Origin of the sequence: Caenispirillum salinarum, from assembly GCF_044803115.1 — a bacterium.
In the GTDB taxonomy this organism is placed as follows: Bacteria; Pseudomonadota; Alphaproteobacteria; order Rhodospirillales; family Rhodospirillaceae; genus Caenispirillum; species Caenispirillum salinarum_A.
The window spans coordinates 3,938,494-3,960,305 of record NZ_CP085224.1 but is presented as its reverse complement, the minus strand read 5'-3'; the positions used below and the strand labels follow the sequence as shown (position 1 = coordinate 3,960,305).

The 21,812-nt window shown below is 71.1% G+C and carries 21 protein-coding genes and 1 pseudogene; 15 read left to right on the top strand and 7 right to left on the bottom strand.

Features of this window, described 5'->3' with window-relative positions:
- Window positions 1-312: 312 nt before the first annotated feature.
- The 14 genes from LG334_RS18135 to LG334_RS18070 all read left to right on the top strand — a co-directional run bounded on the left by LG334_RS18135 (window position 313) and on the right by LG334_RS18070 (window position 13,614).
- Window positions 313-483 (top strand): Flp family type IVb pilin, encoded by a 171-nt coding sequence (locus LG334_RS18135; protein ID WP_404380135.1) that lies wholly within the window; start codon window positions 313-315, stop codon window positions 481-483.
- Window positions 484-564: 81 nt separating this feature from the next.
- Window positions 565-1,581, top strand: a complete 1,017-nt coding sequence (gene cpaB / locus LG334_RS18130; protein WP_404380133.1) for a Flp pilus assembly protein CpaB — start codon at window positions 565-567, stop codon at window positions 1,579-1,581.
- Window positions 1,582-1,618: 37 nt separating this feature from the next.
- Complete coding sequence (locus LG334_RS18125; RefSeq protein ID WP_404380131.1) at window positions 1,619-3,109, top strand: type II and III secretion system protein family protein; 1,491 nt, start codon at window positions 1,619-1,621, stop codon at window positions 3,107-3,109.
- 20 nt (window positions 3,110-3,129) lie between these two features.
- Complete coding sequence (locus LG334_RS18120; RefSeq protein ID WP_404380129.1) at window positions 3,130-3,432, top strand: hypothetical protein; 303 nt, start codon at window positions 3,130-3,132, stop codon at window positions 3,430-3,432.
- Between the two features lie 57 nt (window positions 3,433-3,489).
- Window positions 3,490-4,734, top strand: a complete 1,245-nt coding sequence (locus LG334_RS18115; RefSeq protein ID WP_404380127.1) for a CpaE family protein — start codon at window positions 3,490-3,492, stop codon at window positions 4,732-4,734.
- 46 nt (window positions 4,735-4,780) lie between these two features.
- Entirely contained in the window at window positions 4,781-6,295 is a 1,515-nt protein-coding gene (locus LG334_RS18110) for a CpaF family protein (RefSeq protein ID WP_404380125.1), read from the top strand.
- 22 nt (window positions 6,296-6,317) lie between these two features.
- On the top strand, window positions 6,318-7,271 hold the full coding sequence (locus tag LG334_RS18105; RefSeq protein WP_404380123.1) for a type II secretion system F family protein: 954 nt from the start codon (window positions 6,318-6,320) through the stop codon (window positions 7,269-7,271).
- Window positions 7,272-7,293: 22 nt separating this feature from the next.
- Entirely contained in the window at window positions 7,294-8,292 is a 999-nt protein-coding gene (locus LG334_RS18100) for a type II secretion system F family protein (RefSeq protein ID WP_404380121.1), read from the top strand.
- Between the two features lie 4 nt (window positions 8,293-8,296).
- A complete protein-coding gene (locus LG334_RS18095) occupies window positions 8,297-9,448 on the top strand; it encodes a LytR C-terminal domain-containing protein (RefSeq protein ID WP_404380119.1) in 1,152 nt (383 codons plus the stop codon).
- Window positions 9,414-10,364, top strand: a complete 951-nt coding sequence (locus LG334_RS18090) for a tetratricopeptide repeat protein (RefSeq protein ID WP_404380117.1) — start codon at window positions 9,414-9,416, stop codon at window positions 10,362-10,364. The genes LG334_RS18095 and LG334_RS18090 overlap by 35 nt, the downstream gene beginning before the upstream one ends.
- A 24-nt stretch (window positions 10,365-10,388) precedes the next feature.
- Entirely contained in the window at window positions 10,389-10,895 is a 507-nt protein-coding gene (locus tag LG334_RS18085; RefSeq protein ID WP_404380115.1) for a prepilin peptidase, read from the top strand.
- 12 nt (window positions 10,896-10,907) lie between these two features.
- A complete protein-coding gene (locus LG334_RS18080) occupies window positions 10,908-12,461 on the top strand; it encodes a pilus assembly protein TadG-related protein (protein ID WP_404380113.1) in 1,554 nt (517 codons plus the stop codon).
- Window positions 12,462-12,465: 4 nt separating this feature from the next.
- Window positions 12,466-12,942, top strand: a complete 477-nt coding sequence (locus tag LG334_RS18075; protein WP_404380111.1) for a TadE/TadG family type IV pilus assembly protein — start codon at window positions 12,466-12,468, stop codon at window positions 12,940-12,942.
- Between the two features lie 18 nt (window positions 12,943-12,960).
- Window positions 12,961-13,614, top strand: a complete 654-nt coding sequence (locus LG334_RS18070) for a TadE/TadG family type IV pilus assembly protein (RefSeq protein ID WP_404380109.1) — start codon at window positions 12,961-12,963, stop codon at window positions 13,612-13,614.
- 1 nt (window position 13,615) lies between these two features.
- On the opposite strand, the gene LG334_RS18065 is transcribed toward LG334_RS18070, so the two are convergent.
- The 6 genes and pseudogenes from LG334_RS18065 to xdhA form a co-directional block, all read right to left on the bottom strand.
- Complete coding sequence (locus tag LG334_RS18065; protein WP_404380107.1) at window positions 13,616-14,833, bottom strand: urate hydroxylase PuuD; 1,218 nt, start codon at window positions 14,831-14,833, stop codon at window positions 13,616-13,618.
- Window positions 14,834-14,836: 3 nt separating this feature from the next.
- Window positions 14,837-15,214 (bottom strand): hydroxyisourate hydrolase, encoded by a 378-nt coding sequence (uraH, locus tag LG334_RS18060; RefSeq protein WP_404386408.1) that lies wholly within the window; start codon window positions 15,212-15,214, stop codon window positions 14,837-14,839.
- Window positions 15,215-15,268: 54 nt separating this feature from the next.
- Window positions 15,269-15,676, bottom strand: a pseudogene (uraD, locus tag LG334_RS18055) (2-oxo-4-hydroxy-4-carboxy-5-ureidoimidazoline decarboxylase); the annotation flags it as partial.
- A 32-nt stretch (window positions 15,677-15,708) separates the two neighbouring features.
- Window positions 15,709-16,494: a xanthine dehydrogenase accessory protein XdhC gene (xdhC, locus tag LG334_RS18050; protein ID WP_404380105.1), complete on the bottom strand. Its 786-nt coding sequence runs from the start codon at window positions 16,492-16,494 to the stop codon at window positions 15,709-15,711.
- Window positions 16,491-18,809 carry a xanthine dehydrogenase molybdopterin binding subunit gene (gene xdhB / locus LG334_RS18045; protein ID WP_404380103.1) on the bottom strand — a complete coding sequence of 773 codons (2,319 nt, stop codon included), beginning with the start codon at window positions 18,807-18,809 and terminating at the stop codon, window positions 16,491-16,493. Before xdhB ends, xdhC begins: the two co-directional genes overlap by 4 nt.
- Window positions 18,806-20,251: a xanthine dehydrogenase small subunit gene (gene xdhA, locus LG334_RS18040; protein WP_404380101.1), complete on the bottom strand. Its 1,446-nt coding sequence runs from the start codon at window positions 20,249-20,251 to the stop codon at window positions 18,806-18,808. Before xdhA ends, xdhB begins: the two co-directional genes overlap by 4 nt.
- Before the next feature lie 215 nt (window positions 20,252-20,466).
- Between xdhA and LG334_RS18035 the strand changes: the two genes are divergently transcribed.
- Window positions 20,467-21,510 (top strand): ABC transporter substrate-binding protein, encoded by a 1,044-nt coding sequence (locus tag LG334_RS18035; RefSeq protein ID WP_404380099.1) that lies wholly within the window; start codon window positions 20,467-20,469, stop codon window positions 21,508-21,510.
- A gap of 70 nt (window positions 21,511-21,580) precedes the next feature.
- Here the strand turns inward: LG334_RS18035 and LG334_RS18030 are convergent, their stop codons facing one another.
- On the bottom strand, window positions 21,581-21,769 hold the full coding sequence (locus LG334_RS18030; protein WP_404380097.1) for a hypothetical protein: 189 nt from the start codon (window positions 21,767-21,769) through the stop codon (window positions 21,581-21,583).
- Window positions 21,770-21,812 lie beyond the last annotated feature (43 nt).

Genomic DNA, 21,812 nt, shown 5'->3' with positions numbered 1-21,812 from the left:
GTCCCAGCAACCTGGGCGCGACGGATTTCTGCGGAATCGGCCGCAAGTTGGCGCCACTGGCCCGCGGCACCGCCGCTCGACCCGTTGGTGACGCGACGTCAACGGGCGCCGCGGGAATAGCGGCTGAGAGTACGCCTTCCGCGAGTCCGCTTCGCTCAAAATATCGGACGTCCTCTCCCGCCGATAGATTGCGGCAGGGGCATGACGCCTGCGACCCTTTGCATGTCGTCGAGGCGTCTCGCCAAGTGTTTGCGTGGCCTCGACTGTCTCGGACGAAATCCAACTGCTCCGTTCAGCCGAGGAGATGAAGACATGTCGAAGTTTGTTGCGCTCAGCCGTTCGCTCATGAAGGACGACGAAGGCCTGGCCCTGGTGGAATACACCATCCTGCTCGCCCTCATCGCGGCTGCCGTCATCACGGTGATCAGCGCCGTGGGGACCAAGGTCCTGGGCTACTGGAACACCTTCAACGGCAACTTCTGAGCCGGTGTCGCACCGGATGCGAAGCACCGGAGCCGGGCCGCCTGAAGGCCCGGCTCCGTCTCCGGCACGGGGGAGGCGATCATGCGTATGCGTTCAATCCTTGTTCTCGGCCTGGCGGTGGCCCTGGGGACCGGCTCGGTCTTCCTGGCGCGGCAGTGGGTCGAGGGCAACACACAGGTGGCCGGGCCGTCCGAGCCGGCGGTCAAGCTGACCGGCGTCGTCGTCGCCCGCGTGCCCCTGCACTTCGGCAACACGCTGGCCGAGGAAAACCTGCGGGTCGTCCGGTGGCCGGCGGAGACCCTGCCGGATGGCGCGTTCACGTCCATCGAGGCCCTGCTGGGCGGCCCGGACGGTGAAAACCGCGTGGTCCTGCGCGGCATCGAGCCCGGCGAGCCCGTACTCGCCAGCAAGGTTTCCGGCTTCGGCGGCCGTGCCACGCTGTCGTCGATCATCGCCAACGACATGCGCGCGGTGACCATCCGCGTCAACGACGTCAACGGCGTCGCCGGCTTCGTCCTGCCGGGCGACCGTGTGGATGTCATCCTGACACGCACGCCCGACCGCGACGAGGGCGTCACCGACATCCTGTTGCAGAACGTCAAGGTGCTGGGCGTCGACCAGCAGGCCAGCGAGAAGAACGACGACCCCGTCGTCGCCCGCGCGGTCACGCTGGAGGTCACGCCCGTGCAGGCCCAGAAGCTGACCCTCGGCCAGACGGTCGGGCAGCTCAGCCTGGCCCTGCGCAACGTGCTCAACGTCAATGCCGCCGCCGCCCGCCAGGTCACGCTGACCGACCTGGGCGTGCCCGAGCCGCCCAAGGCCGAGCCCGAGGCCGCCCCGGCCCCCGCGCCGGTCGTGCGCGCCGCGCCGGCCGGCGACGGCCGCCCCACTGTGCGCGTCGTGCGCGGCCTGGAAAGCAGCGAGCAGAAGGTTTCCAGCGAGCCGCGCCAGCGCGCCGCGCCGCCGGCCGCCGCGCCCGCTCCGGCTCCGGCTCCGCGCCTGATACCCGCACCCGCGCCCGAGCGCGCCCCGGCCGAGCCGCCGCCGGCGCTGGTCCCGCGCGGGTCCGACCAGGTCGTGCAGTTGTCCGGCACCTGATCCGCTTCGTCATCAACGCCCGCAAGGAGGCATGGACATGCGCCCCGTCCGTACCCTCTCCGCGCGCCGCAGGCCGTATGCCGTGTGGCCCGCCGTTGCCCTGGCCCTCGCGGCCGCCGTCCTGGTTCTGCCGGTGCTGCCGGATGCGGCCCGGGCCCAGACCGCGCCCACAGCGCCCACGCCCCTGCTTGTGCCCACCGAAGACGGCATGGCCGGCGACATGGTGGTGCCGGTGGACAAGTCGCAGGTGCTGCGCGTCGACCGCCGCTTTACCGACATCCTGGTCGGCAACCCGGAAGTGGCCGACGTAATGCCGCTGACGGACCGCAGCATCTATGTGCTTGGCAAGAAGCTGGGTTCGACCAACCTGACCATCTACGGCCCCGGCAACCGCCTGATCGCCGTGGTGGACCTGACCGTCACCTACGACGTCGACGGCCTGAAGGCCCGCCTGCACGAGATCGTGCCCGGCGAGTCGGTGGAGGTGCGCGGCGTCAACGGCGGCATCGTGCTGTCGGGCAGCGTCTCCAGCCCGCGCCAGTTGGAGCGCGTGCTGTCGGTGGCCGAGCGGTACGCGCCGGACGCCGTCACCAACCTGCTGTCGCTCAACGGCAGCCAGCAGGTGATGCTCTCGGTCAAGGTGGCCGAGATGCGCCGCTCCACCGCCCGCCAACTCGGGCTGGGCGGCATCACGGCGGCGGCGGGCGCCGGCTCCAACTTCTCGCCCGTGGACGTCGCCGCCAGCCCCGTCGCGCTGGTCAGCAACATCCTGGACCCGCAGTCCTTCCTGACCGCCGGGCTGGGCGTGCTGGACGGCCGCTGGTTCCTCCAGACCGCCCTGAACGCGCTGGAGGAGAAGGGGGCGGTCAAGGTGCTGGCCGAGCCCAACCTGATCGCGCTGTCGGGTGACACCGCCACCTTCCTGGCGGGCGGCGAGTTCCCCATTCCCGTCGCCCAGGACAGCGACGCCGACGGCACCACCATCACGGTCGAGTTCAAGCAGTTCGGCGTCAGCCTGGGCTTCACGCCGACCGTGCTGGACGGCGACCTGATCAACCTGTTGGTCAGCCCCGAGGTCAGCCAGATCGACCCCAGCACGTCGGTCACCGTGTCGGGCTTCACCATCCCCGGCCTGTCCACCCGCCGCACCACCACCACGGTGGAACTGCGCGACGGCCAGAGCTTCGCCATCGCCGGCCTGCTGCAGAGCAATTTCTCGGACAACATCAGCCAGATTCCGGGCATCGGCGATCTGCCCGTGCTGGGGGCGCTGTTCCGCTCCACCGAGTTCCAGCAGAACGAGACGGAGCTGGTCATCATCATCACGCCGCACCTGGTCCAGCCGGCCCCGCCGGGCGCGCTGGCGGCGCCGACGGATTTCTTCACGCCGCCGACCACGGCCGAGCTGTTCCTGCTGGGCAGGGTGGAAGGCGAGGCCGCCGTCGCGCCGGCAACCGCCGAGGCCCGCGCGCTCGGCGCCCGCCCCGGCGGCGGTATCAGCGGCCCCTACGGCCACATCCTGAAATGAGCCCGAGGGAGACACCGGCCATGATCGCCCCCTTCCGCATCCCCGCCGTCCTCCTCGGCCTTGCCGCCGCCGCAAGCCTCGGCGCCTGCGCCGAGCCGGGAGAGACCTCGCCCAACTTCGGTGCTGCCGTGCGCCACAACATGGCGGTGCACATCATCAACCCGGCGCCCGACTACGGACCGGGGGCCCAGCCGACCGGATCGGGCCGGCGTCAGGCGCTCGCCACCGAACGCTACGCCACCGGCACCGTGATCCGCCCGCCGGCCCCCAGCACCACCACCGGCGCCTTGAGTAAGAGCGAAGGCAGCGGCGCAAGCGAGTGAGCCGCCGGCCCGTCCGGCCCCGCACCGCTCCGCCGCCCCGCGACAGGAGACCCGTCCATGACCCACATGATGTCCAGCAAGTCCCTCTCCGTGTCCGCGCTTTGCCGGTCCGAGGCGACGGCGGACTCCGTCCGGGCGGCGCTCGGCCCCGACCGGGCGGTACGCTGCTCGACGCGCGTCGGCCCTCTGGCCGAAACCGCCGGCGCGGTGGCGCAGGACGCTGCCGCGGCCGACCTCGTCATCGTCGACCTGGACCTGTCCGACCGTGCCGAAATCGACGCGCTGGACCGCCTGATCTCCGGCCCGTGGGCGGACGTCCCCGTGGTGGTGACGGCGCCCGACACCGACCTGGCGGGGTTGCGCCGCCTCATGCGCCTGGGCATCGCCGACGTGGTGCCGCAGCCGGTGACGCGGGCCGACCTGCTGGCCGGCATCCAGGCGGCGCAGGCACGGCGGGCGCGGACCTCGTCGGTGCCGCCGGACACCCCCGAGGCTCCGGCCGCCGATCGGCGTCCGGCGCGGCGCGGCGGCTTGACGGTGGCGGTGCTCAAGGCCGGCGGCGGCTGCGGGGCGACCACGGTGGCCGTGCATGTGGCCGCCGCCTTCGCCCGCCGCGCCAACCGCCCCCGCGCCGTCGGGCTGGTGGACCTGGACATGCAGTTCGGCACCTGCGGGCTGTTCCTCGACATGCCGGTGGAGACCTCGGCGGTGGAGGTGCTGCGCGCCGGCCGCCGGCTGGACGCCGACATGCTGCGCGCCGCCGTCCAGCACCATCGGTCGGGCCTGGACCTGCTGGGCGCGCCCGACCATGTGGTGCCGCTCGACGAGGCGACGCCCGAGGCGGTGGAGCGCCTGGCGGCGGCCTGCCGCGACCTGTGGGGCTGCACGGTCATCGACCTGCCGAGCGCCTGGACCGACTGGACCCGCACCGTGCTGGAGCAGGCCGACGTGGTGCTGCTGGTCATGCAGATGAGCGTGCCGGCCATCCATCAGGCGGCGCGGCAGCTTGAGACCCTGGCCGCCGAGGGGCTGTCGGAGACGCCGGTGATCGGCGTCGTCAACCGCTCCGCCAGGGGGCTGTTCGGCCGCTCGGACATGGTCAAGAGCGCCGAGAAGACTCTGGGCATTCCGCTCACCCACCTGATCCCGAGCGACTGGAAGGCGGTCTCCGCCGCCGTCGACGCCGGCGAGACGCTGTTCGAGGCCCGCCAGGCGCGCCCCGCCCGCAAGGCGGTGGAGGACGTGGTGAAAGCCGTGCTGGCGGCGGCCCGCAGAACGGAAACCGCCGCGTCCGCCGGCTGAACACCGGCAGGGGCGCGGCGAGACGACACGCAGGGGAGGACACACCATGTTCGGCAGCTTCGGTAACCGCAGGCCGGCGGCGGAAAATCCGCCGGCCACCGCCAACGCCACCGGCAGCGCCGGCGTCCCGGCCGTTGCGCGCGGGGGCGGACGCTTCGCCCGGCGCGCCCCGGCGCCCGAGCCGCCGGCCAATGCCTCGGTCCCCATGCCGGCGGCGAAGGCCGGGCCGGTTCCGGTCGAGCCGCAAGAGGGCGCCGCCGCCGCCGACCTGGGCGTCGACGCGGACTCGGCGGAGTACATCGCGCTCAAGGTGCGGCTGCACCAGAAGCTTCTGGAGGTCATGAACCTCTCGGCCATCGACAAGATGCAGCCCGAGCAGTTCCGCCGCGAGATCGGCGAACTGGTGCGCGACCAGCTCAACGCCGAGCGTGTCATGGTCAACCAGCAGGAACGCGCCCAGCTGGTCGACGACATCCTGGACGAGATCCTGGGCCTCGGCCCCATCGAGCCGCTTCTGAAGGACCCCAGCGTCTCCGACATCCTGGTCAACACCTCCAGGAGCGTCTACGTGGAGCGCCGCGGCCGGCTGGAGCGGACCACGGTCACCTTCAAGGACGACCGCCACCTGTTGCGCATCATCAACAAGATCGTCTCGGCCATCGGCCGGCGCATCGACGAAAGTTCGCCGTTGGTGGACGCCCGCCTGGCCGACGGGTCGCGCGTCAACGCCGTCTGCGCGCCCATCGCCGTGGACGGGCCGCTTCTGTCCATCCGCAAGTTCTCGCGCACGCCCATCCACCTGGAACGGATGATCGAGATCGGCTCGCTGGTGCCGCCCATGGCGGCGCTGCTGAAGGCGGTGGTCGAGGGGCGGCTGAACGTCATCATCTCGGGCGGCACCGGCTCGGGCAAGACGACCATGCTCAACGCCATGAGCCGTTTCATCGGCCGCACCGAGCGCATCGTCACCATCGAGGACGCCGCCGAGCTGCAACTCCAGCAGCCGCACGTCGCCCGCATGGAAACGCGCCCGCCCAACATCGAAGGCAAGGGCGAGATCGCCCAGCGCGAGCTTCTGAAGAACTCCCTGCGCATGCGCCCCGACCGCATCATCGTCGGCGAGTGCCGCGGCGGCGAGGCCTTCGACATGCTCCAGGCCATGAACACCGGCCACGACGGGTCCATGACCACGGTCCACGCCAACACCTGCCGCGACGCCATCTCGCGCATCGAGCAGATGGTGGGCATGGCCGGCTTCGACCTGCCGCTGCGCACCATCCGCCAGCAGGTGGCCTCGGCCATCGACGTCATCGTGCAGGTGGAGCGCATGAGCGACGGCAAGCGCCGCATGGTCAGCCTGTCGGAGGTCGTCGGCATGGAGGGCGAGATCGTCACCATGCAGGAGGTTTTCCGCTTCAAGCGCGAAAGCACCGACTCCGACGGCACCATTCACGGCCATTTCTGGGCCACAGGCATCCGTCCCACCTTCCTGCCCGACCTGGAAGCGCGCGGCATCCATCTGGATTCCCGCACCTTCTCGCCGGACATGCCGCTGGGCTGATGGAGCAGGAGGAGACATCGCCATGCTCGACATGATGATCCTGGTCTACGGCGGCATCTTCCTGGCCGTCCTGCTGGCGGTGGAAGGCGTCTACATGGCGTTCGGCGGCGGCGCGGCGCGCAAGGCCGTGAACCGCCGCCTGCGCCTGCGCGCGTCGGGCAAGTCCTCGGAAGAGGTCATGGAGACCCTGCGCCGCGACACGCCGGGGCAGGCGGCGCAGGGCGGGCCGCTGGGCTGGCTCGGCCGGCTCGCGGCGCGCTCCGGCGTGGCCGCGTCGCCGGTGCGCCTGGTGATGATGATGGCGCTGATGGCGGTGGTCGTCGGCATGATGCTGATGGCGCTGGCCGGCGCCGGTCTGATGATCGCCCTGCCGGTGGGCGCGGCGGCCGGCGTCGGGGTGGTGGTCGCCGTCCTGAACCTCCAGGCCCGCCGCCGCCTGAAGCGCTTCAATATGCAGCTTCCCGACGCCGTGGACATGGTGGTGCGCTCGCTGCGCGCCGGCCATCCGACGACGGCCGCCATGAAGCTGGTGTCCGAGCAGATGTCCGACCCCATCGGCAGCGAGTTCGGCCTGGTCGTCGACGAGATGACCTACGGCCTGGACCTGCGCGAGGCGCTGGACGGCATGGTCCGGCGCGTGCCGTCGGACGAACTGTCGTTCATGGTCACCGCCATCCGCCTGCAGAGCACCGCCGGCGGCAATCTGACCGAGGTGCTGGGCAGCCTGGCCCGCGTCATCCGCGAGCGCGCCCGCTTCGGCCTGAAGGTCAAGGCTCTGTCGGCCCAGTCGCGGTTTTCCGCCTGGTGCATCACCGCCGCGCCCTTCGCGGTGTTCGGCCTGGTGAACGTGTTGAGCCCCGACTACTTCGCCGAGGTCTCCAGCGACCCGATGTTCATGCCCGGCTTCATGATCGCCGGGGTCCTCATGGCCCTCGGGGTGGTGACGATCTTCCGCATGGTCAACTTCCGCTACTGAGCCCGAAACGAGGAGACACGCCATGGACGCCATCGCCGCGGCCCTTGCCGACCCGACCGTCCTGCTGACGCCCGAGGCGGGCGTGCTGGCGCTTGTCTTCGCCGCCGTGGTGCTGGCCGTCTACGGAATCGCGGGACTGCGCTCGGGCGTCGCGGCGCGGCGGTTCCAGCGCGGCGGCGGCCGGGGCGCGCGCGGCGCGGCCGGTGCGCCCGACGACGACGTGAGCCTGCGCCCGGACGGAGCCTTCCAGAAGGTGGAAGCCTTCCTCAAGCCCTACGGCGAAACGCTGGAGCCGCAGAAGGTGGAGGAGCGCAAGCGCATCCGCCTGACGTTGCTGCGCGCGGGTTTCCCCCAGGCCAACGCCATCACCATCTACTACGGCCTGCGCCTGGCGCTGGCGGTGCTGCTGCCGGGCCTGCTGGTGCTGGCCCTGCCGGTGGTCTCGCGCCAGATGGAGATGAGCGAGATCCTGATGCTGGGCGCCGGGCTGCTGGCGCTGGGCTTCTACATTCCGTCGGCGGTGGTGGCCCTGCGGGTGCGCGAGCGCGCCTGGGCCGTGCGCGCGGGATTTCCCGACGCGCTGGACCTCATGCTGGTGTGCGTCGAGGCCGGCATGGGCCTGGATGCCGCCATCAACCGCGTCGCCGAGGAAATCCGGCTCGCCCACCCGGTCCTGTCCGAGCACCTGCGCGCCTGCGCGCTGGAGCTGCGTGCCGGCGGCGCCCGCGAGGACGCCCTGCGCAACCTGGCCGACCGCACGGGGGTGGAGGAGGTGACCGCGTTCTCCACCCTGCTGATCCAGTCGCAGGAGCTGGGCACCTCCATCGGCGACACGCTGCGGGTCTACTCCGACGACATGCGCTACCGCCGCATGATGGCCGCCGAGGAGAAGGCCCAGCGCCTGCCGGCCAAGATGATCCTGCCCATGGCCATGTTCCTGCTGCCCGCCTTCGTGCTGGTGCTCATGCTGCCGGCGGCCATCCGCATCATGCGGTCCCTGTTCCCCACCATGGAGGGCTGAGACCATGCGAGTTCTGCGCCTGTCCTCCGTCTGCGCCGCCGCGCTTCTGGTGGTGTCCTGCGCCGCCGGCGGCTTCGAGACCCGCGCCGTCAGCACCATCGACGCGCCAGCCGGCCCCGCCGCGCAGCTCTACGAGACCGGCAAGGCCCATTTCGCCGCCGGACGGTGGGGGGCGGCCGTCCACGCCTTTCAGGCGGCGGCGGCGCGCGACCCGCGTCATGTGGGCGCCCACAACGGTCTGGCCGCCGCCTATGACCGGCTGGGCCGCTTCGACCTGGCCGACCGCGCCTACATGGAGGCCCTGACGCTGGCCCCCGACGACCCGGCGACGCTCAACAACATGGGCTGGTCGCGGCACCTGCGCGGCCAGCCCGAGCTGGCGCGCGTGTACCTGCGCCACGCCGTCGACCTGGCGCCGGAGGACGGCGTGACGCAGGCGAACCTGGGTGCCGTGGAAGCCGTCTCCGCCGCCCGCGCGGCCGAGGAGGAACAGGTGGCCGTGGTGCCCGAAGCCGCCGACCAGGTGCCGCGCCTGACCCGCCGCGACTTCGCCACGGTTCAGCTTGTCACCACCCGCAGCGGTGCCCGCGCCGTCTCGCTGCCCATGCCACCGCCCGCCGAGGCACCGCGCTCGCGGCTGGCGGGGGCCGCGCCGGCCGCGCGGTCCGCGTCGCCGGCTCCGGTGGCGGTGGCGGCGACGGCGGCCCCAGCCCCGGCCCCGGCGGCGGGGCGCGTGGTGAACGCCGTCCTGCCGGCCGCGCCCGCTGCCGGCCCCGTCTCCCGCGGCATGCCGGTGGAGGCGGGCCTCTTCGACGGCGTCACCGTGGAGGTTTCCAACGGCAACGGCATCCGCCGCATGGCCGCCCGCACCGCCGCCTGGCTGGGCGACCGCGGCGTGCCGGTCCGCCGCCTGACCAACGCCGACACCTTTTCCAACGCCGCGTCCGCCGTCTTCTGGCGCGACGCGGGCGACGCCGGCGCGGCGCGCGCGCTGGCGTCGCTGCTGCCCGATGCCGTGACCGTCGTCCACGCGCCCGATCAGGCGGCGGACGTGCGGCTGGTGCTGGGCAGCGATCTGGCGGCCTTCGACGCCGCCATACTCAAGCAGGGGAAAGACCACCATGACCAGCATCATGAGCAAGTCGCAAGCCGTTGAGCCTGCCCGCCGCCGCCTGGGCGCGGCCGCCGTGGCGGTGGCCGCCGTCCTCGGCCTGTCCGCCTGCGCCGGCACCACCGGCGGCGCCGCGCCTGATCTGTCGGCGACGGGGCAGGGGGCGCCGCTGCCCGTCGCCACGGCGGACCGGGTGCTGGAGCGTGGTGACGCCGCCCTGGCCGCCGGTGGGCTGGAGGACGCGCGGGCCCATTACGGCATCGTGCTCTCGCGCGATCCCGGCAACACCCGCGCCGCCCTGGGCCTGGCCGAGGTGGCCCTGGCCGCCGGAGAGACCGCCAAGGCCCGCGACGCCTTCGCCGCCCTTGCCGCCAATCCCGAGGTGGCGCCGTCCGTGACGGCCCGCGCGCACCAGGGTGTGGGCCTGTCGTGGCTGAAGGAGGGACAGACCGAAAAGGCCCTGCCGGCCCTGGAAGACGCCGTCGCCGCCGACGACGGCCTGTGGCGCGCCTGGAACGCCCTGGGGGCGGCTCACGATCGCCGCCAGAACTGGGATGCCGCCGTGGCCGCCTACGATAAGGCCATCGCGCTGGCGCCCGAGGAAGCCGGGCCGGTCAACAACCTGGGCTTCTCGCTCATCCTCCAGGGCCGTCACCAGGACGCGGCGCGCCACCTGGTCCGCGCCGCGCACCTGGCGCGGGACATGGACATGCCGCGCGTCAACCTGCGCCTGGCGCTGGCCTGGCAGGGCCGCTACGACGACGCCGTGGCCGGCGCCACCCCGGCGGAGCTGCCGGCGGTGCTCAACAACGTGGGCTATGTGGCGCTGCTCAAGGGCGATCATGCCGACGCGGAGAGTCTGCTGGTGCGCAGCCTGGAGGCCAGCCCCAGCTACTTCGAGGCCGCCCGGCTCAACCTCGACCACCTGCGCACCGTCGCCCCGGCGGGCGGTGGGGCCTGATCGCTTGCCGGAGAGGACCGCAGCATGAATGCCACCCTGACCCTGTCCCAGGTGCTGCCGGCGATCTTCGCCGCGCCGTTGATCGTCGCCGCCATCTGGGACGGCATGAAGTACCGCATTCCCAACCTGCTGACCGTGCTGTTGGCCGTGACCTTCGTGCCCGCGGCCCTGCTGGCGCCGCAGCCCGTGGACTGGGGCTGGCACGCGGCGGCGGCGGCCCTGGTCTTTGCCGGCGGCGCGGCCTGCTTCGCCATGGGATGGCTGGGCGGCGGCGACGTGAAGCTGGCCGCCGCCGTCGCGCTGTGGCTGGGGCCGCTGACGCCGGTGTTCCTGCTGGTCATGGCGGTGGCCGGCGGCGTCGTGGCCCTGGTGGTGCTGGGCGCCCGGCGGCTGGTGGCCCGCCTGGGCGCCGGGCGGTTCGCCGATGCGCCTCTGCCGCGCCTGCTGAGGGCCGGCGAGGGAGTGCCCTACGGACTTGCTATTGCGGCGGGCGGGCTGGTCATGGCCTGGCGCCTGCCCTTCGTGGCATAGGAGACCCGCGCCATGGTCCGGCTTCTGATCGATCTACTCCGGGACGAGCGCGGCACCGCGCTGATCTACGTCACCGTGCTGCTGACCGTGCTGGGCGGCGTGGGGGTGCTGGCGATGGACGTCGGCCGCCTGTCCACCACCCACACCCAGGCGCAGAACGCCGCCGACGCCGCCGCCCTGGCCGGCGCGCAGGAGCTGGACGGCCGGACCGACGCCATCAGCCGCGCAACGGCTGCCGTCGCCGCCGTCCTCAACCGGCAGGACTTCGGGGACGCGCCGGGCACCATCGCCGCGCCCACCGCCACCTGCGCCGACGGGACGGGCACCAACTGCCTGCGCTTCCTGCGCTCGCTGCCCGCCAGCGACGACACCGCCATCGCCCCCGGCGACGTCACCACCGATCCGGCGGAGGCCCGCTTCATCGAGGTGCGCCTGGCCCCAGTGGGCTTCACCGCCATGTTCGCGGCGGTGGCCGGGGCGACCGAGGCGGCGGACCGCACCAACCAGGTGGGCGCGACGGCGGTGGCGGGAAACGATCCGCTCATCTGCGGCATCCCGCCCCTGGTCATGTGCAAGCCGTCGGACCCGACAGCACTGGACCCGGGCAAGATGATCAAGAGCTTCATGCAGCCCAGTTCCGGCTCCACCGGCTCCACGGCCAGTTACGTGGGCGGGCAGTTCGGCCTGCTGTGTCCCGCCGACGACGCCACCAACTGCGGCGCCCAGGCGGTGGGGCAGAACATCGCCTCGGTCACCGGCACCTGCGTGCGCGGCAGCGACATGGCGATGAAGGCCGGCGTCAACCTCCAGCAGGTGCGGGCCGGCCTCAACGCCCGCTTCGACTGGTGGCTGCCGCAGGCGTCCGACGGGAACGGCCCGTGGCGCGAGCAGGCGGCCTATGTGCCGGCCCGCAACGTGACGCAGGCGACCGAGCCCCAGGGCAACCCGCTCAGCAGTTCCACCAAGTGCGACCGGCAGGACCTGGACCCGGCCGAGGCCGCCGCCCTGCCGCAGGACAACTGCATCGCCGACGGCACCTGCGAGCGCTTCGGCGACGGGGATTTCTCGGCCGGCTGGGGCAATTACGTCGACATCAACCACGGCGGCAGCGAGTCCTTCCTGGACCCCTACCGCGGCCAGTTCCGCAACGGCACATCCTCGCCCACGCGGTTCGAGGTCTATCGCGCCGAGATCGAGAACACCGCCATCGTCCAGCCCGGGCAGACGACGGCCGGCGGCGGCACCACCACCGAGGACGGCGCCCCGCAATGCTTCAAGGACACCACGGCGCTGTCGACGCCCGACTACACCTACTTCGACGGCGCGCCGAAGAACGACCTGCGGCTTCTGCGCGATCGCCGGGTGTTGCCGGTGGTGGTGGCGGACTGCGGGGCGGCGGGTTTCGATTCCAAGAGCTTCACGCCCGACGACATCATCTTCGTCTTCCTGACCGAGCCCATGGGCGACCCCGCCGGGTCCACCATCCACGTCGAGTCCCTGGGCCCGGCGGACGGGATCGCCATCAAGCAGATGCACCGCGACGTGGTGCAGATCTACCGGAGGTGATGCCATGCGTCGTTTGCATTCGCGCCGGCTTCGGCCGGATTTCCTGCGACGCGACGACGGCGTCGCGCTGGTGGAAATGACGCTGGTGATGCCGGTGCTTCTTCTGCTGCTGGTAGGCTTCGTTGAGTTCGGGCGGATGCTCTACATGCACCAGGTGGTGGAGACGGCCGCCCGCGCCACCGCCCGTTTCCTGGCCCGCGCGCCGGCCATCGATGCGACCACCACCACCGCCGCGCAGAACATCGCCATCTACGGCAATCCCGACGGCTCCGGCACGCCGCGCCTGAGCCATTGGCCGGCGGAGGGGCTGACGACCATCGGCGTCACCGGCCCCGTGGCCGGTGCGGTGACGGGAACCGAGATCGTGCGGGTCGTCATCCAGCTTCCCTACAAGGACGTGGGGCTTCTGGGCGTCATCGGGCTCGCGCCGCCCGACCTGACCGCGGCCCACGAGGAACGCTACAGCGGCGGCAACGGCTGAGGGCGCGGGAGACGGCACATGAATGCACGCATCATCCGAAAGGCCCGCGGCCTGGGGCGCGACGAGCGGGGCACGGTGATCCTGGAGTTCACCCTGGTCGCCATGATCCTGTTCTCGATCACCTTCGCCATCGTCGACTTCGCCATTGCCTTCTGGCAGGCCAACCTGGCCGACAAGGCGACATACCAGGGCACGCGGCAGGCGGTTCAGTCCGATCCCGTCGCCCCCGGACTGGTGACGTGGAGCGGCGTCGTCGACGGCGGCCTGGTGCCCGGGCAGTCGCTCGACTTTGCGACGCTGGACGCCTTCGCCGTGCGCTGCCAGGCCGGGGCCTGCGCCTGCACCGGCCCCGGCTGCGCGACGCTGGGTGACCCCGGTTACGACGCCACCGCCTTCAACCGCGTCCTGGCGGCCGTGCAGATGCTGGACGGCAACGGCACGGCCCTGTTCCCGCGGGCCACGGCCGAGAACGTCTACATCGAGTACACCCACGTCGGCCAGGGCTTCGCCGGCCGGCCGGGGTCCGACATCGTGCCGCTGGTGTCGGTGGGGGTGCAGGGCCTGGTCCACCCGTTCTATTTCATGGGCGCCTTCGGGGTGAGCGACCTGACCATCGGCGATTCGCTGACCACCCTGCCGGCGGAGGACCTGTCCACCGCCGGGCCGGGATAGGCTATTCCATCGCGGCGATCCAGCGGCCGAGAAGCGCCCGTTCCTCCGGCGTGATGTCGGTGACGTTTCCCAGCGGCATGGCGTCGCTGGCGACCGCCTGTTCGTGGATCTTCCCCGCCCAGTGGCGGATATGATCGGGCGTTTCCAGCACCACGCCCATGGGGGCGGCGTCGAAGCCCTCCCACGTCGGCTGCGCGGCGTGGCAGGCGGTGCAGCGCGACTGCACGATGGCGGTCACCACCGGCGTCAGGCTCCCCGCCGCCTCGGCCGTCAGGGGGGCGGCATCGCTTGCGGCGGTGGCGGGGGCGTTCAGCGTGCGCGACGCGGTTCCGGCCAGAATGACCACCACCATGGCCGCGCCGGCCGCCGGCAGCATCCACGCTTTAGCCCGGTGCGTGTGGCGCAGGACGAAGACATGCCGCACGGCCGCCCCCACCGCCGACAGGGCCAGCAGGACCAGCCAGCTGTGCGGGTGGTCATAGGCGATGGGATAGTGGTTGGAGATCATCAGGAACAGCACGGGCAGCGTGAAATACGTATTGTGAACGCTGCGCTGCTTGCCCTTCATCCCCCACACGGGGTCCGGCGTTTCGCCGGCGCGCATGGCGTTCACGCTCTTGCGCTGGTTGGGAATGATGACGAAGAAGACGTTGGCGACCATGATCGTCCCCAGCGCCGCGCCCACGTGCAGGAAGGCCGCCCGGCCCGACAGCAGGTGCGTCATGGCGTAGCTGAGAACCGCCACCAGCACCACCACGGCGACCGCCAGCCAGCGGTCGTCGCGCCCGAGCGGGCTGCGGCAGAGCCCGTCATAGACCAGCCAGCTTGCCGCCAGCGCCCCCAGGCCGATGGCGACGGCGGCGGTCTGGGACAGATCACCGTCCGCCGGCATCATGTAGGTGGCCCCATTCAGGTAGTAGACCAGCACCAGCAGCGCGAAGCCCGACAGCCAGGTGGAATAGGCCTCCCACTTGAACCAGTGCAGGTGTTGCGGCAGGTCCGGCGGCGCGACCTTGAACTTGCGCGCGTGGTAGAACCCGCCGCCGTGCACCATCCAGATATCGCCCTGGAGCTTCTTGCGCTCCGGGTCGTCCCTGGTGGGCAGCAGGCTGTTGTCCTGCCACACGAAATAGAAGGACGAGCCGATCCAGGCGATGCCGACGATCAGGTGAATCCACCGCGTGATGAGGTTCAGCCACTCCAGGCCCGGAAGCTCCATGCGTCAGCTCCCGCGGTAGGTGGACAGCGCCCAGGGCGACAGCAGCAGGGGCACATGGTAATGCGCTTCCGGATTGCTGATGCCGAACCGCAGCGGCACGCGGTCCAGGAAGGGCGGCGCGTGCGTCTCGGTGCCCGATCGCGCGAAGTACACCCCGCACTCGAACACCCACTCATAGGTCCCCGCCTTGAAGTCCGGCCCTTGCAGGGCGGGGGCGTCCAGGCGGCCGTCGTCGTTGGTGACGAAGCGCCCGACTTCCGTCCGCGCCTCGCCGTCGAGCCGGTAGAGAGTGACCGGCAGGCCGTTCGCCGGACGGCCGGCGGCGGTATCCAGCACATGCGTCGTCAGCTTGCCCGTGGGGGCGGGGGCGACGCGGTCCAGCAGCCGCAGCCAGGCAATCTTGCCGACCTCGATCAGCGCGCGCTGCATTTCTTCCACCCGCGCGTTGCCCAGCCGTCCCTCGAACCCCGCCAGGATGCGCGCCTTGTCCGCCCCCTTCACCGCCATGATGAAGGGGAAGCCAAACCGCATGGAATAGGCCGTGTTCAGCTCGGTGAAGCGCTCCATTTCCTCGGGCGTGAGGGTATCGAGCCCGGCCGACGCCTGTTCCCCGGTCGACGCCTGGGTCAGTTCGCCCGCCAGCGCGGCCTTGCCGGCCAGGTCCGGGTGCGCGCGCAGGAGGGACAGCTTTTCCTCTTCCTCGGCCGCTTCCACCGCGCCCATCATCATGTCGTGCATTTCGGTGACGCTGGCGAAGGGGCGGGCGCGGGCGACGCGCTCCGCCACCCAGGGGGAGTGTTCGAACAGGTCGCCGAAGGTGTCCACGAAGGCGGCGTCGTCCATGGCGGCGACGGCATCGAGGGTCAGCAGGTCGGTCACAAGGTCTCTCCGTCGGGGGTGTTTTTCAGAATTTCAGCCGCCACGGCAATGGCGATTTCCGCCGGCCGCTTGCCGCCCACGCCGGGCAGGCCGATGGGGCAGGCGACCGCGTCGACGCGGGCGGGCGGCAGGCCATCTGCCAGCAGGCGCTTGCGGAACCGCGCCCACTTGGTCTTCGACCCGATCAGGCCGACTGGCCCCAGGTCGTCGCGCGCGAGAAGGGCGGCCAGGATTTCATAGTCGCGGTCGTGGCTGTGGGTCATCACGTAGGCCCGCGCAGCCTTCGGCAACCCCGCCACCTGCGCCGCCGGATCATCGACGCGGCGGGCTATCGCGCGGGTGGCGGCCGGGAAGGCGTCGGGGCGTTCGTCGATCCAGACGATGCGCACCGGCGTCCCCTCCAGCACGCGCACCAAGGCCTTGGCCACATGCCCGGCGCCGAACAGGGCGACGGTGGTGGTCGGGGCCGCAAAGGGCTCGAACAGAAGCGTCGCCGCGCCGCCGCAGCACTGGTTGCGATCAGCCCCCAGCATGAGCCTTTCCGTCACCGGCGCCGCCGCGCCCTCGGCCAGCAGACGGCGGGCGGCGTCCATGGCCTCCTGCTCCAACTCCCCGCCGCCGATGGAGCCGATGAAGGTGTCCGCCGTGACGATCATCTTCGCCCCGGCCTCGCGCGGGGTGGAGCCGAGCGCCTCGATCACGGTGACCAGCACATGCGGTTCCGCCGCCGCGTCCAGGGCGGTGAGCGCGCTGCGCCAGTCCATGTCCCGCCAGTCGGTCATGCGGATGCCGTCTCCTTCGCCGCCTGCACGGACATGAGGATGCGCTCCGGCGTGGCGGGGGCGTCAAGCTTCGGCACATGGCCCGGCGCGGCGCAACTGGCGACGGCATCGCGCAGGGCCAGCCACACGCTGATCGCCAGCATGAATGGCGGCTCGCCCACGGCCTTGGAGCGGAAGACGGTCGCTTCCTCGTTGGGCGCGTCGGCCAGAAGCTCCACCCGCAGGTCGCGGGGGACGTCGCGGGCGGTCGGGATTTTGTACGTGGACGGAGCATGCGTCTTCAGCACCCCGTCCTTGTCCCACACCAGTTCCTCCATGGTCAGCCAGCCAAGGCCCTGGACGAAGCCGCCCTCGATCTGGCCCTTGTCGACGGCCGGGTTCAGGCTGGCGCCGACGTCGTGCAGGATGTCGGTGCGCAGGGGCTTCCACTCGCCCGTCAGCGTGTCGATGGCAACCTCCGACACCGCCAGACCGTGCGCGAAGTAGAAAAACGGCCGCCCCCGGTTGGTGGTGCGGTCGAAGTGGATCTTCGGCGTGCGGTAGAAGCCGGTGGAGGACAGCGACACCCGCGCCACATGGCACAGCTCTGCCAACTCGCCGAAGGGGATGGACTTGTTGCCGGCGCGGACCATGTTGCGCTCGAACACCACCGCACTTTTCTCCGCCCCCAGATGCTCGGCGGCGACGTCGGCCATGCGGTCGCGGATGGTTTCCGCCGCGATCTTTGCCGCCATGCCGTTGAGGTCCGTGCCCGAGGACGCGGCGGTGGGCGAGGTGTTGGGGACCTTGCCGGTGGTGGTCGCGGTGGGCTTGATGCGGTCCAGGTCCAGCCCGAAGACGGCGGCGACCACCTGGGCGACCTTGGTGAAAAGCCCCTGGCCCATTTCCGTCCCGCCGTGGTTCAGGCTGACGGAGCCGTCTGTGTAGACGTGCAGCAGCGCCCCGGCCTGATTCATCTCCGGCTTGTTGAAGCTGACGCCGAACTTCACCGGCGACACGGCAAGGCCCTTCCTCAGCACGCCGCGCTTGGCGTTGAAGGCATCCACCGCCTTGCGCCGCGCCGCGTAGTCGCTGGAGGCCAGAAGCTCCTCCAGCATGGCGGGCAGGCGGAAGTGCTCCACCGGCTGGTGATAGGGCGTGAGGTTGCGGCCCTCCGGCCCGTAGAAGTTCCGCCGCCGCACTTCCAGCGGGTCCAGGCTCAGGGTCCGGGCGATCTGGTCCATCATGGCTTCCGCCGCCATCATGCCCTGCGGCCCGCCGAAGCCCCGGAAGGCGGTGTTGCTCTGGGTGTTGGTCTTGCAGAACAGGCCCGTCAGCTTGACGTGCGGATAGAAGTAGGCATTGTCGGCATGGCTGAGGGCGCGCGAAACCACCCCCGGCGACAGGTCCACCGACCAGCCGCAGCGGGCGGCCAGCGTCATCTCGACGGCCTGCACGCGGCCGTCATCGTCCACGCCGACGTCCCAGCGCAGCAGGAAATCGTGCCGCTTGCCGGTCACCATCATATCGGTGTCGCGGTCGAGCCGGCACTTGACCGGCCGGCCCGTCACCCGCGCCAGAACGGCGGCGATGCCGGCGATGATGGTCGCCTGGCTCTCCTTGCCGCCGAAGCCCCCGCCCATGCGGCGGACCTCGACCGTGACGGCGTTCATGTCGACGCCCAGCAGCCGCGCGACAAGGTGCTGGACCTCCGTCGGGTGCTGGGTGCCGGAGTGGACCAGCATGTCCCGGTCCTCCTGGGGGAGGGCGAGGGCAGCCTGCGTCTCCAGGTAGAAATGATCCTGTCCGCCGACCATGACCTCGCCCCGGATGCGGTGCGGCGCCGCCGCGAGTGCCGGGCCGGGCTTGCCGCGCAGGAATTCGGACGGCGGCAGGACGTAATGCTCCCGCGCCATTGCTTCCCGCAGGTCGAGCACCGGCGTCAGCGGCTCGGCCTCCACCGCCACCAGCGCGGCGGCGCGGCGGGCGGTCTCCAGATCGCGGGCGGCGACGGCGGCGACGGGGTGGCCGACGTATTCCACCACGCCGTCGGCCAGCAGCGGCTCGCCGGGGACGATGGCGCCGATGTCGTTCTCGCCGGGAATGTCGGCGGCGGTGACGACGGCATGGACGCCCGGAAGCTCCAGCGCCTTCGAGGCGTCGACGCCGGTGATGCGGGCATGGGCCCAGCGGCTGGTGACGAGTGCGGTGTGCAGGCAGCCGCGCGGTTCCGCCATGTCGTCGATGTAGCGCGCGCCGCCCGTGGCGTGCTTGAGCGCGCTGTCATGGGCGTGCGGATGATGGACGGCGGCGCGGGCAGGGGTGTCGAGCTTCATAGGGCCTCCAGCCGCGCGGGGCTTTCGTCGTCGGCGTCGGCCGTCTCGTGCCACAGGCGGTCCAGCAGGTTCGCCGCGACGGCGGTGCGATAGGCCGCCGTGCCGCGCGCGTCGTTCATGGGGCTGATGTCGTCGGCCACGGCGCGCCTGGCGGCGGCGACCGTCTCCGGCGTCCACGGCTTGCCGAGCAGCGCCTTTTCCGCCGTCTGCGCCCGCACCGGCGTCGCCGCCACGCCGCCATAGGCCAGCCGCGCATGGGCGACGCGACCGTCCTCCACCCGCAGCGCGAAGGCGGCGGCGACGGTGGAGATGTCCTGGTCCACGCGCTTGGCGATCTTGTAGGCCGCCACATGCGTGCCCGGTGCCGGGCGGGGAATGCGGATGGCGACGATCAGTTCGTCGGGCGACAGCACCGTGTTGCGGTAGCCGGTGACGAAATCCTTTGCGGCGACCGTCCGCCGCCCGCGCTCCGCGCTCGCCAGCGTGATTTCGGCATCCAGGGCGATGAGCGGCGGCAGCGTGTCGCCGATGGGGGAGGCCGTGCCGATGTTGCCGCCGAGCGTGCCGAGGTTGCGCACCTGCGCCGCCCCGATCCGGCGGATCATCTCGTCCAGCCCCGGCGCGAGGGTGGAGAGCGCCGCCAGCGCGTCGGCATAGGGCGTGTTGGCGGCGATGGTCAGGCCGTCCGCATCCTCTGTGATCCCGCGCAGGTCGGGCACCCGACCAAGGTAGAGGATGCCGGGCGGCACCAGAAACTGCTTGGTCACCCGCAGGCCCTGGTCGGTGCCGCCGGCCCACAGCCAGGCTTCCGGGAACTGCTGGCGCAGGCGCAGGGCATCGTCCAGGGTGGTGGGCGCGAGGAAGCGGTGGCTGCCGGCGCGGTAGTCCAGCGGCGTTGCGGCGATCTTCCGCAGGCGGTCGGCGAGCGCGGCTTCTTCCGGCGCCGGCGCCTCAAGGGGCAGGGCGCGGGCGGCCTCCAGGATGGGGCGGTAGCCGGTGCAGCGGCAGAGGTTCCCCGCGATGGCGTCCATCACCGACGCATCATCCCGCGCCGGGGTGCGCCCCAGGGCCGCCAGCGCCATCACGAAACCCGGCGTGCAGTAGCCGCATTGCGTGGCGTGCGTCTCGGCCATGAGCGTCTGAGCGGCGTGCGGTGCGCTACCGCCCTTCGCCAGCCCCTCGGCCGTCACCACCGCCCGGCCGTCCACCTGCGGCACCAGCACCAGGCAGGCGTTGACGGCGCGCCAGTCGAAGCCGTCGCGCCCGTCGGGCAGGGGCGTGCCCAACAGCACCGTGCAGGCGCCGCAGTCGCCCTCCGCGCAGCCCTCCTTGGCGGCGGTCAGGCCGTCGGCGCGCAGCCAGTTGAGCAGCGTCGTGTGCGGCGGAACGTCGTCCACCGCGCGCAGGGCGCCGTTCAGGGCAAAGCGGATCGCGTCTCTCATGCGGGCTCCCGTAGGCATCGGTGCGGCCTCTGTCGGGCCGCTGGATGCAGTATCGCAGACAATGGGACGAAAAATCGTCGACAATCTGCATCTGATGGTCAAAGATTATGCAAAGCTCGTCAATGAGCAAAAAACGTGCACCGAAATTAGGGAGATCGGTGCGGACCGTCCGGCGCCAACGCACGCGCCCGCTTCACGCAAATGGGAGACCCTTCATGTCTTGGAGCACGTTCCGCCAGACAATGGCCGCCGCCGGCGTGGCCGCGTTGACCCTTGGCGCCTCGGCCGCTGCCGTGGCGCAGGACACCCTGCCCATCAAGTTCACGCTCGACTGGAAGTTCGAAGGGCCCTCGGCCGGCTTCCTCATAGCCAAGGAGAAAGGCTACTTCGCCGAGGAGGGCCTGGATGTCAGCATCGATTCGGGCAACGGGTCGTCCGGTGCCGTGACCCGCGTCGCGTCCGGCGCCTACGACATCGCCATGGCCGACGTGAACTCCATGATCGAGTTCAACGCGAGCAACCCCGAACAGGCCATGAAGGCCATGTTCATCGTCTACAACGCGCCGCCGTTCGCCCTGTTCACGCTGAAGGAAAGCGGCATCGACAGCGTGGAAAAGATGGAGGGCAAGACCTTCGGCGCCCCCGTCTTCGACAGCCCGCGCAAGCTGTTTCCGGCCTTCGCCCAGGCCACCGGCATCGACGGTGACAGCGTGGAATGGACCAGCATGGACCCGGCCCTGCGCGAGCCCATGCTGATCCGCGGCGACGTCGACGGCATCTCGGGCTTCTACTTCACCAGCCTGCTCAACCTGCGCGGCCTGGGCGTGGAGAAGGACGACCTGAACATCTGGCAGTACCGCGACGCCGGCCTGGACCTCTACGGCAACGGCCTGATCGCCAGCCCCGCGCTGATGGCGGACAATCCCGAGGCGCTGACCGGCTTCCTGCGCGCCGTGGTCAAGGGCTGGCGCGACGTCATCGCCGACCCGGAAGCCGGCATCGACGCGGTGAAGGCGCGCGATCCGCTGATCGACGAGGCGCTGGAAATGGACCGCTTGATGATGGCGATCGAGAACAACGTGCTGACCGAGGAGGTCAAGGCCCAGGGCATGGGCGGCATCGACGACGCCCGCATGCAGAAGGCCATCGACCAGGTCACCTACGCCTTCGGCATCGAGGACAAGCCGGCGGTATCGGACGTGTTCACCTCCGACTTCCTGCCGCCGCAGGATGAGCGGATGCTGACCGCGACGCAGTAGGGACGCGCAAGGCCTGGCCGGCTCATGCGGCTGGCCGGGCCTCCGCCACCTGGGAGAAGGCTGTGGGCCGTTATTCCTTATCTTTCGCTTTGGGGGACCGCAGTCGTCGGGCCGCCTCGTCAGCCCGGCGAGCGAGTTCCTCCGGGCTTTCACCCGGCTTGCCCACGACCGCGCCCGCGAACCATTCCGCGATCAGCTCCGGTGCGTCGTCGGGATCAACCCACTCTTCTTCAGCGGGTGTCGTCTTGTTGTCGCCCATCGTCTGTCCTCTTGGTTCTGATCCGACTCCGGATGTCACCGGG

What these genes read in the sequence shown, in the direction of transcription:
- LG334_RS18135 (WP_404380135.1), top strand. Translation starts at nt 313, where the DNA reads ATGTCGAAGTTTGTTGCGCTCAGCCGTTCGCTCATGAAGGACGACGAA.
- cpaB (WP_404380133.1), top strand. Translation starts at nt 565, where the DNA reads ATGCGTATGCGTTCAATCCTTGTTCTCGGCCTGGCGGTGGCCCTGGGG.
- LG334_RS18125 (WP_404380131.1), top strand. Translation starts at nt 1,619, where the DNA reads ATGCGCCCCGTCCGTACCCTCTCCGCGCGCCGCAGGCCGTATGCCGTG.
- LG334_RS18120 (WP_404380129.1), top strand. Translation starts at nt 3,130, where the DNA reads ATGATCGCCCCCTTCCGCATCCCCGCCGTCCTCCTCGGCCTTGCCGCC.
- LG334_RS18115 (WP_404380127.1), top strand. Translation starts at nt 3,490, where the DNA reads ATGACCCACATGATGTCCAGCAAGTCCCTCTCCGTGTCCGCGCTTTGC.
- LG334_RS18110 (WP_404380125.1), top strand. Translation starts at nt 4,781, where the DNA reads ATGTTCGGCAGCTTCGGTAACCGCAGGCCGGCGGCGGAAAATCCGCCG.
- LG334_RS18105 (WP_404380123.1), top strand. Translation starts at nt 6,318, where the DNA reads ATGCTCGACATGATGATCCTGGTCTACGGCGGCATCTTCCTGGCCGTC.
- LG334_RS18100 (WP_404380121.1), top strand. Translation starts at nt 7,294, where the DNA reads ATGGACGCCATCGCCGCGGCCCTTGCCGACCCGACCGTCCTGCTGACG.
- LG334_RS18095 (WP_404380119.1), top strand. Translation starts at nt 8,297, where the DNA reads ATGCGAGTTCTGCGCCTGTCCTCCGTCTGCGCCGCCGCGCTTCTGGTG.
- LG334_RS18090 (WP_404380117.1), top strand. Translation starts at nt 9,414, where the DNA reads ATGACCAGCATCATGAGCAAGTCGCAAGCCGTTGAGCCTGCCCGCCGC.
- LG334_RS18085 (WP_404380115.1), top strand. Translation starts at nt 10,389, where the DNA reads ATGAATGCCACCCTGACCCTGTCCCAGGTGCTGCCGGCGATCTTCGCC.
- LG334_RS18080 (WP_404380113.1), top strand. Translation starts at nt 10,908, where the DNA reads ATGGTCCGGCTTCTGATCGATCTACTCCGGGACGAGCGCGGCACCGCG.
- LG334_RS18075 (WP_404380111.1), top strand. Translation starts at nt 12,466, where the DNA reads ATGCGTCGTTTGCATTCGCGCCGGCTTCGGCCGGATTTCCTGCGACGC.
- LG334_RS18070 (WP_404380109.1), top strand. Translation starts at nt 12,961, where the DNA reads ATGAATGCACGCATCATCCGAAAGGCCCGCGGCCTGGGGCGCGACGAG.
- LG334_RS18065 (WP_404380107.1), bottom strand. Translation starts at nt 14,833, where the DNA reads ATGGAGCTTCCGGGCCTGGAGTGGCTGAACCTCATCACGCGGTGGATT.
- xdhC (WP_404380105.1), bottom strand. Translation starts at nt 16,494, where the DNA reads ATGACCGACTGGCGGGACATGGACTGGCGCAGCGCGCTCACCGCCCTG.
- xdhB (WP_404380103.1), bottom strand. Translation starts at nt 18,809, where the DNA reads ATGAAGCTCGACACCCCTGCCCGCGCCGCCGTCCATCATCCGCACGCC.
- xdhA (WP_404380101.1), bottom strand. Translation starts at nt 20,251, where the DNA reads ATGAGAGACGCGATCCGCTTTGCCCTGAACGGCGCCCTGCGCGCGGTG.
- LG334_RS18035 (WP_404380099.1), top strand. Translation starts at nt 20,467, where the DNA reads ATGTCTTGGAGCACGTTCCGCCAGACAATGGCCGCCGCCGGCGTGGCC.
- LG334_RS18030 (WP_404380097.1), bottom strand. Translation starts at nt 21,769, where the DNA reads ATGGGCGACAACAAGACGACACCCGCTGAAGAAGAGTGGGTTGATCCC.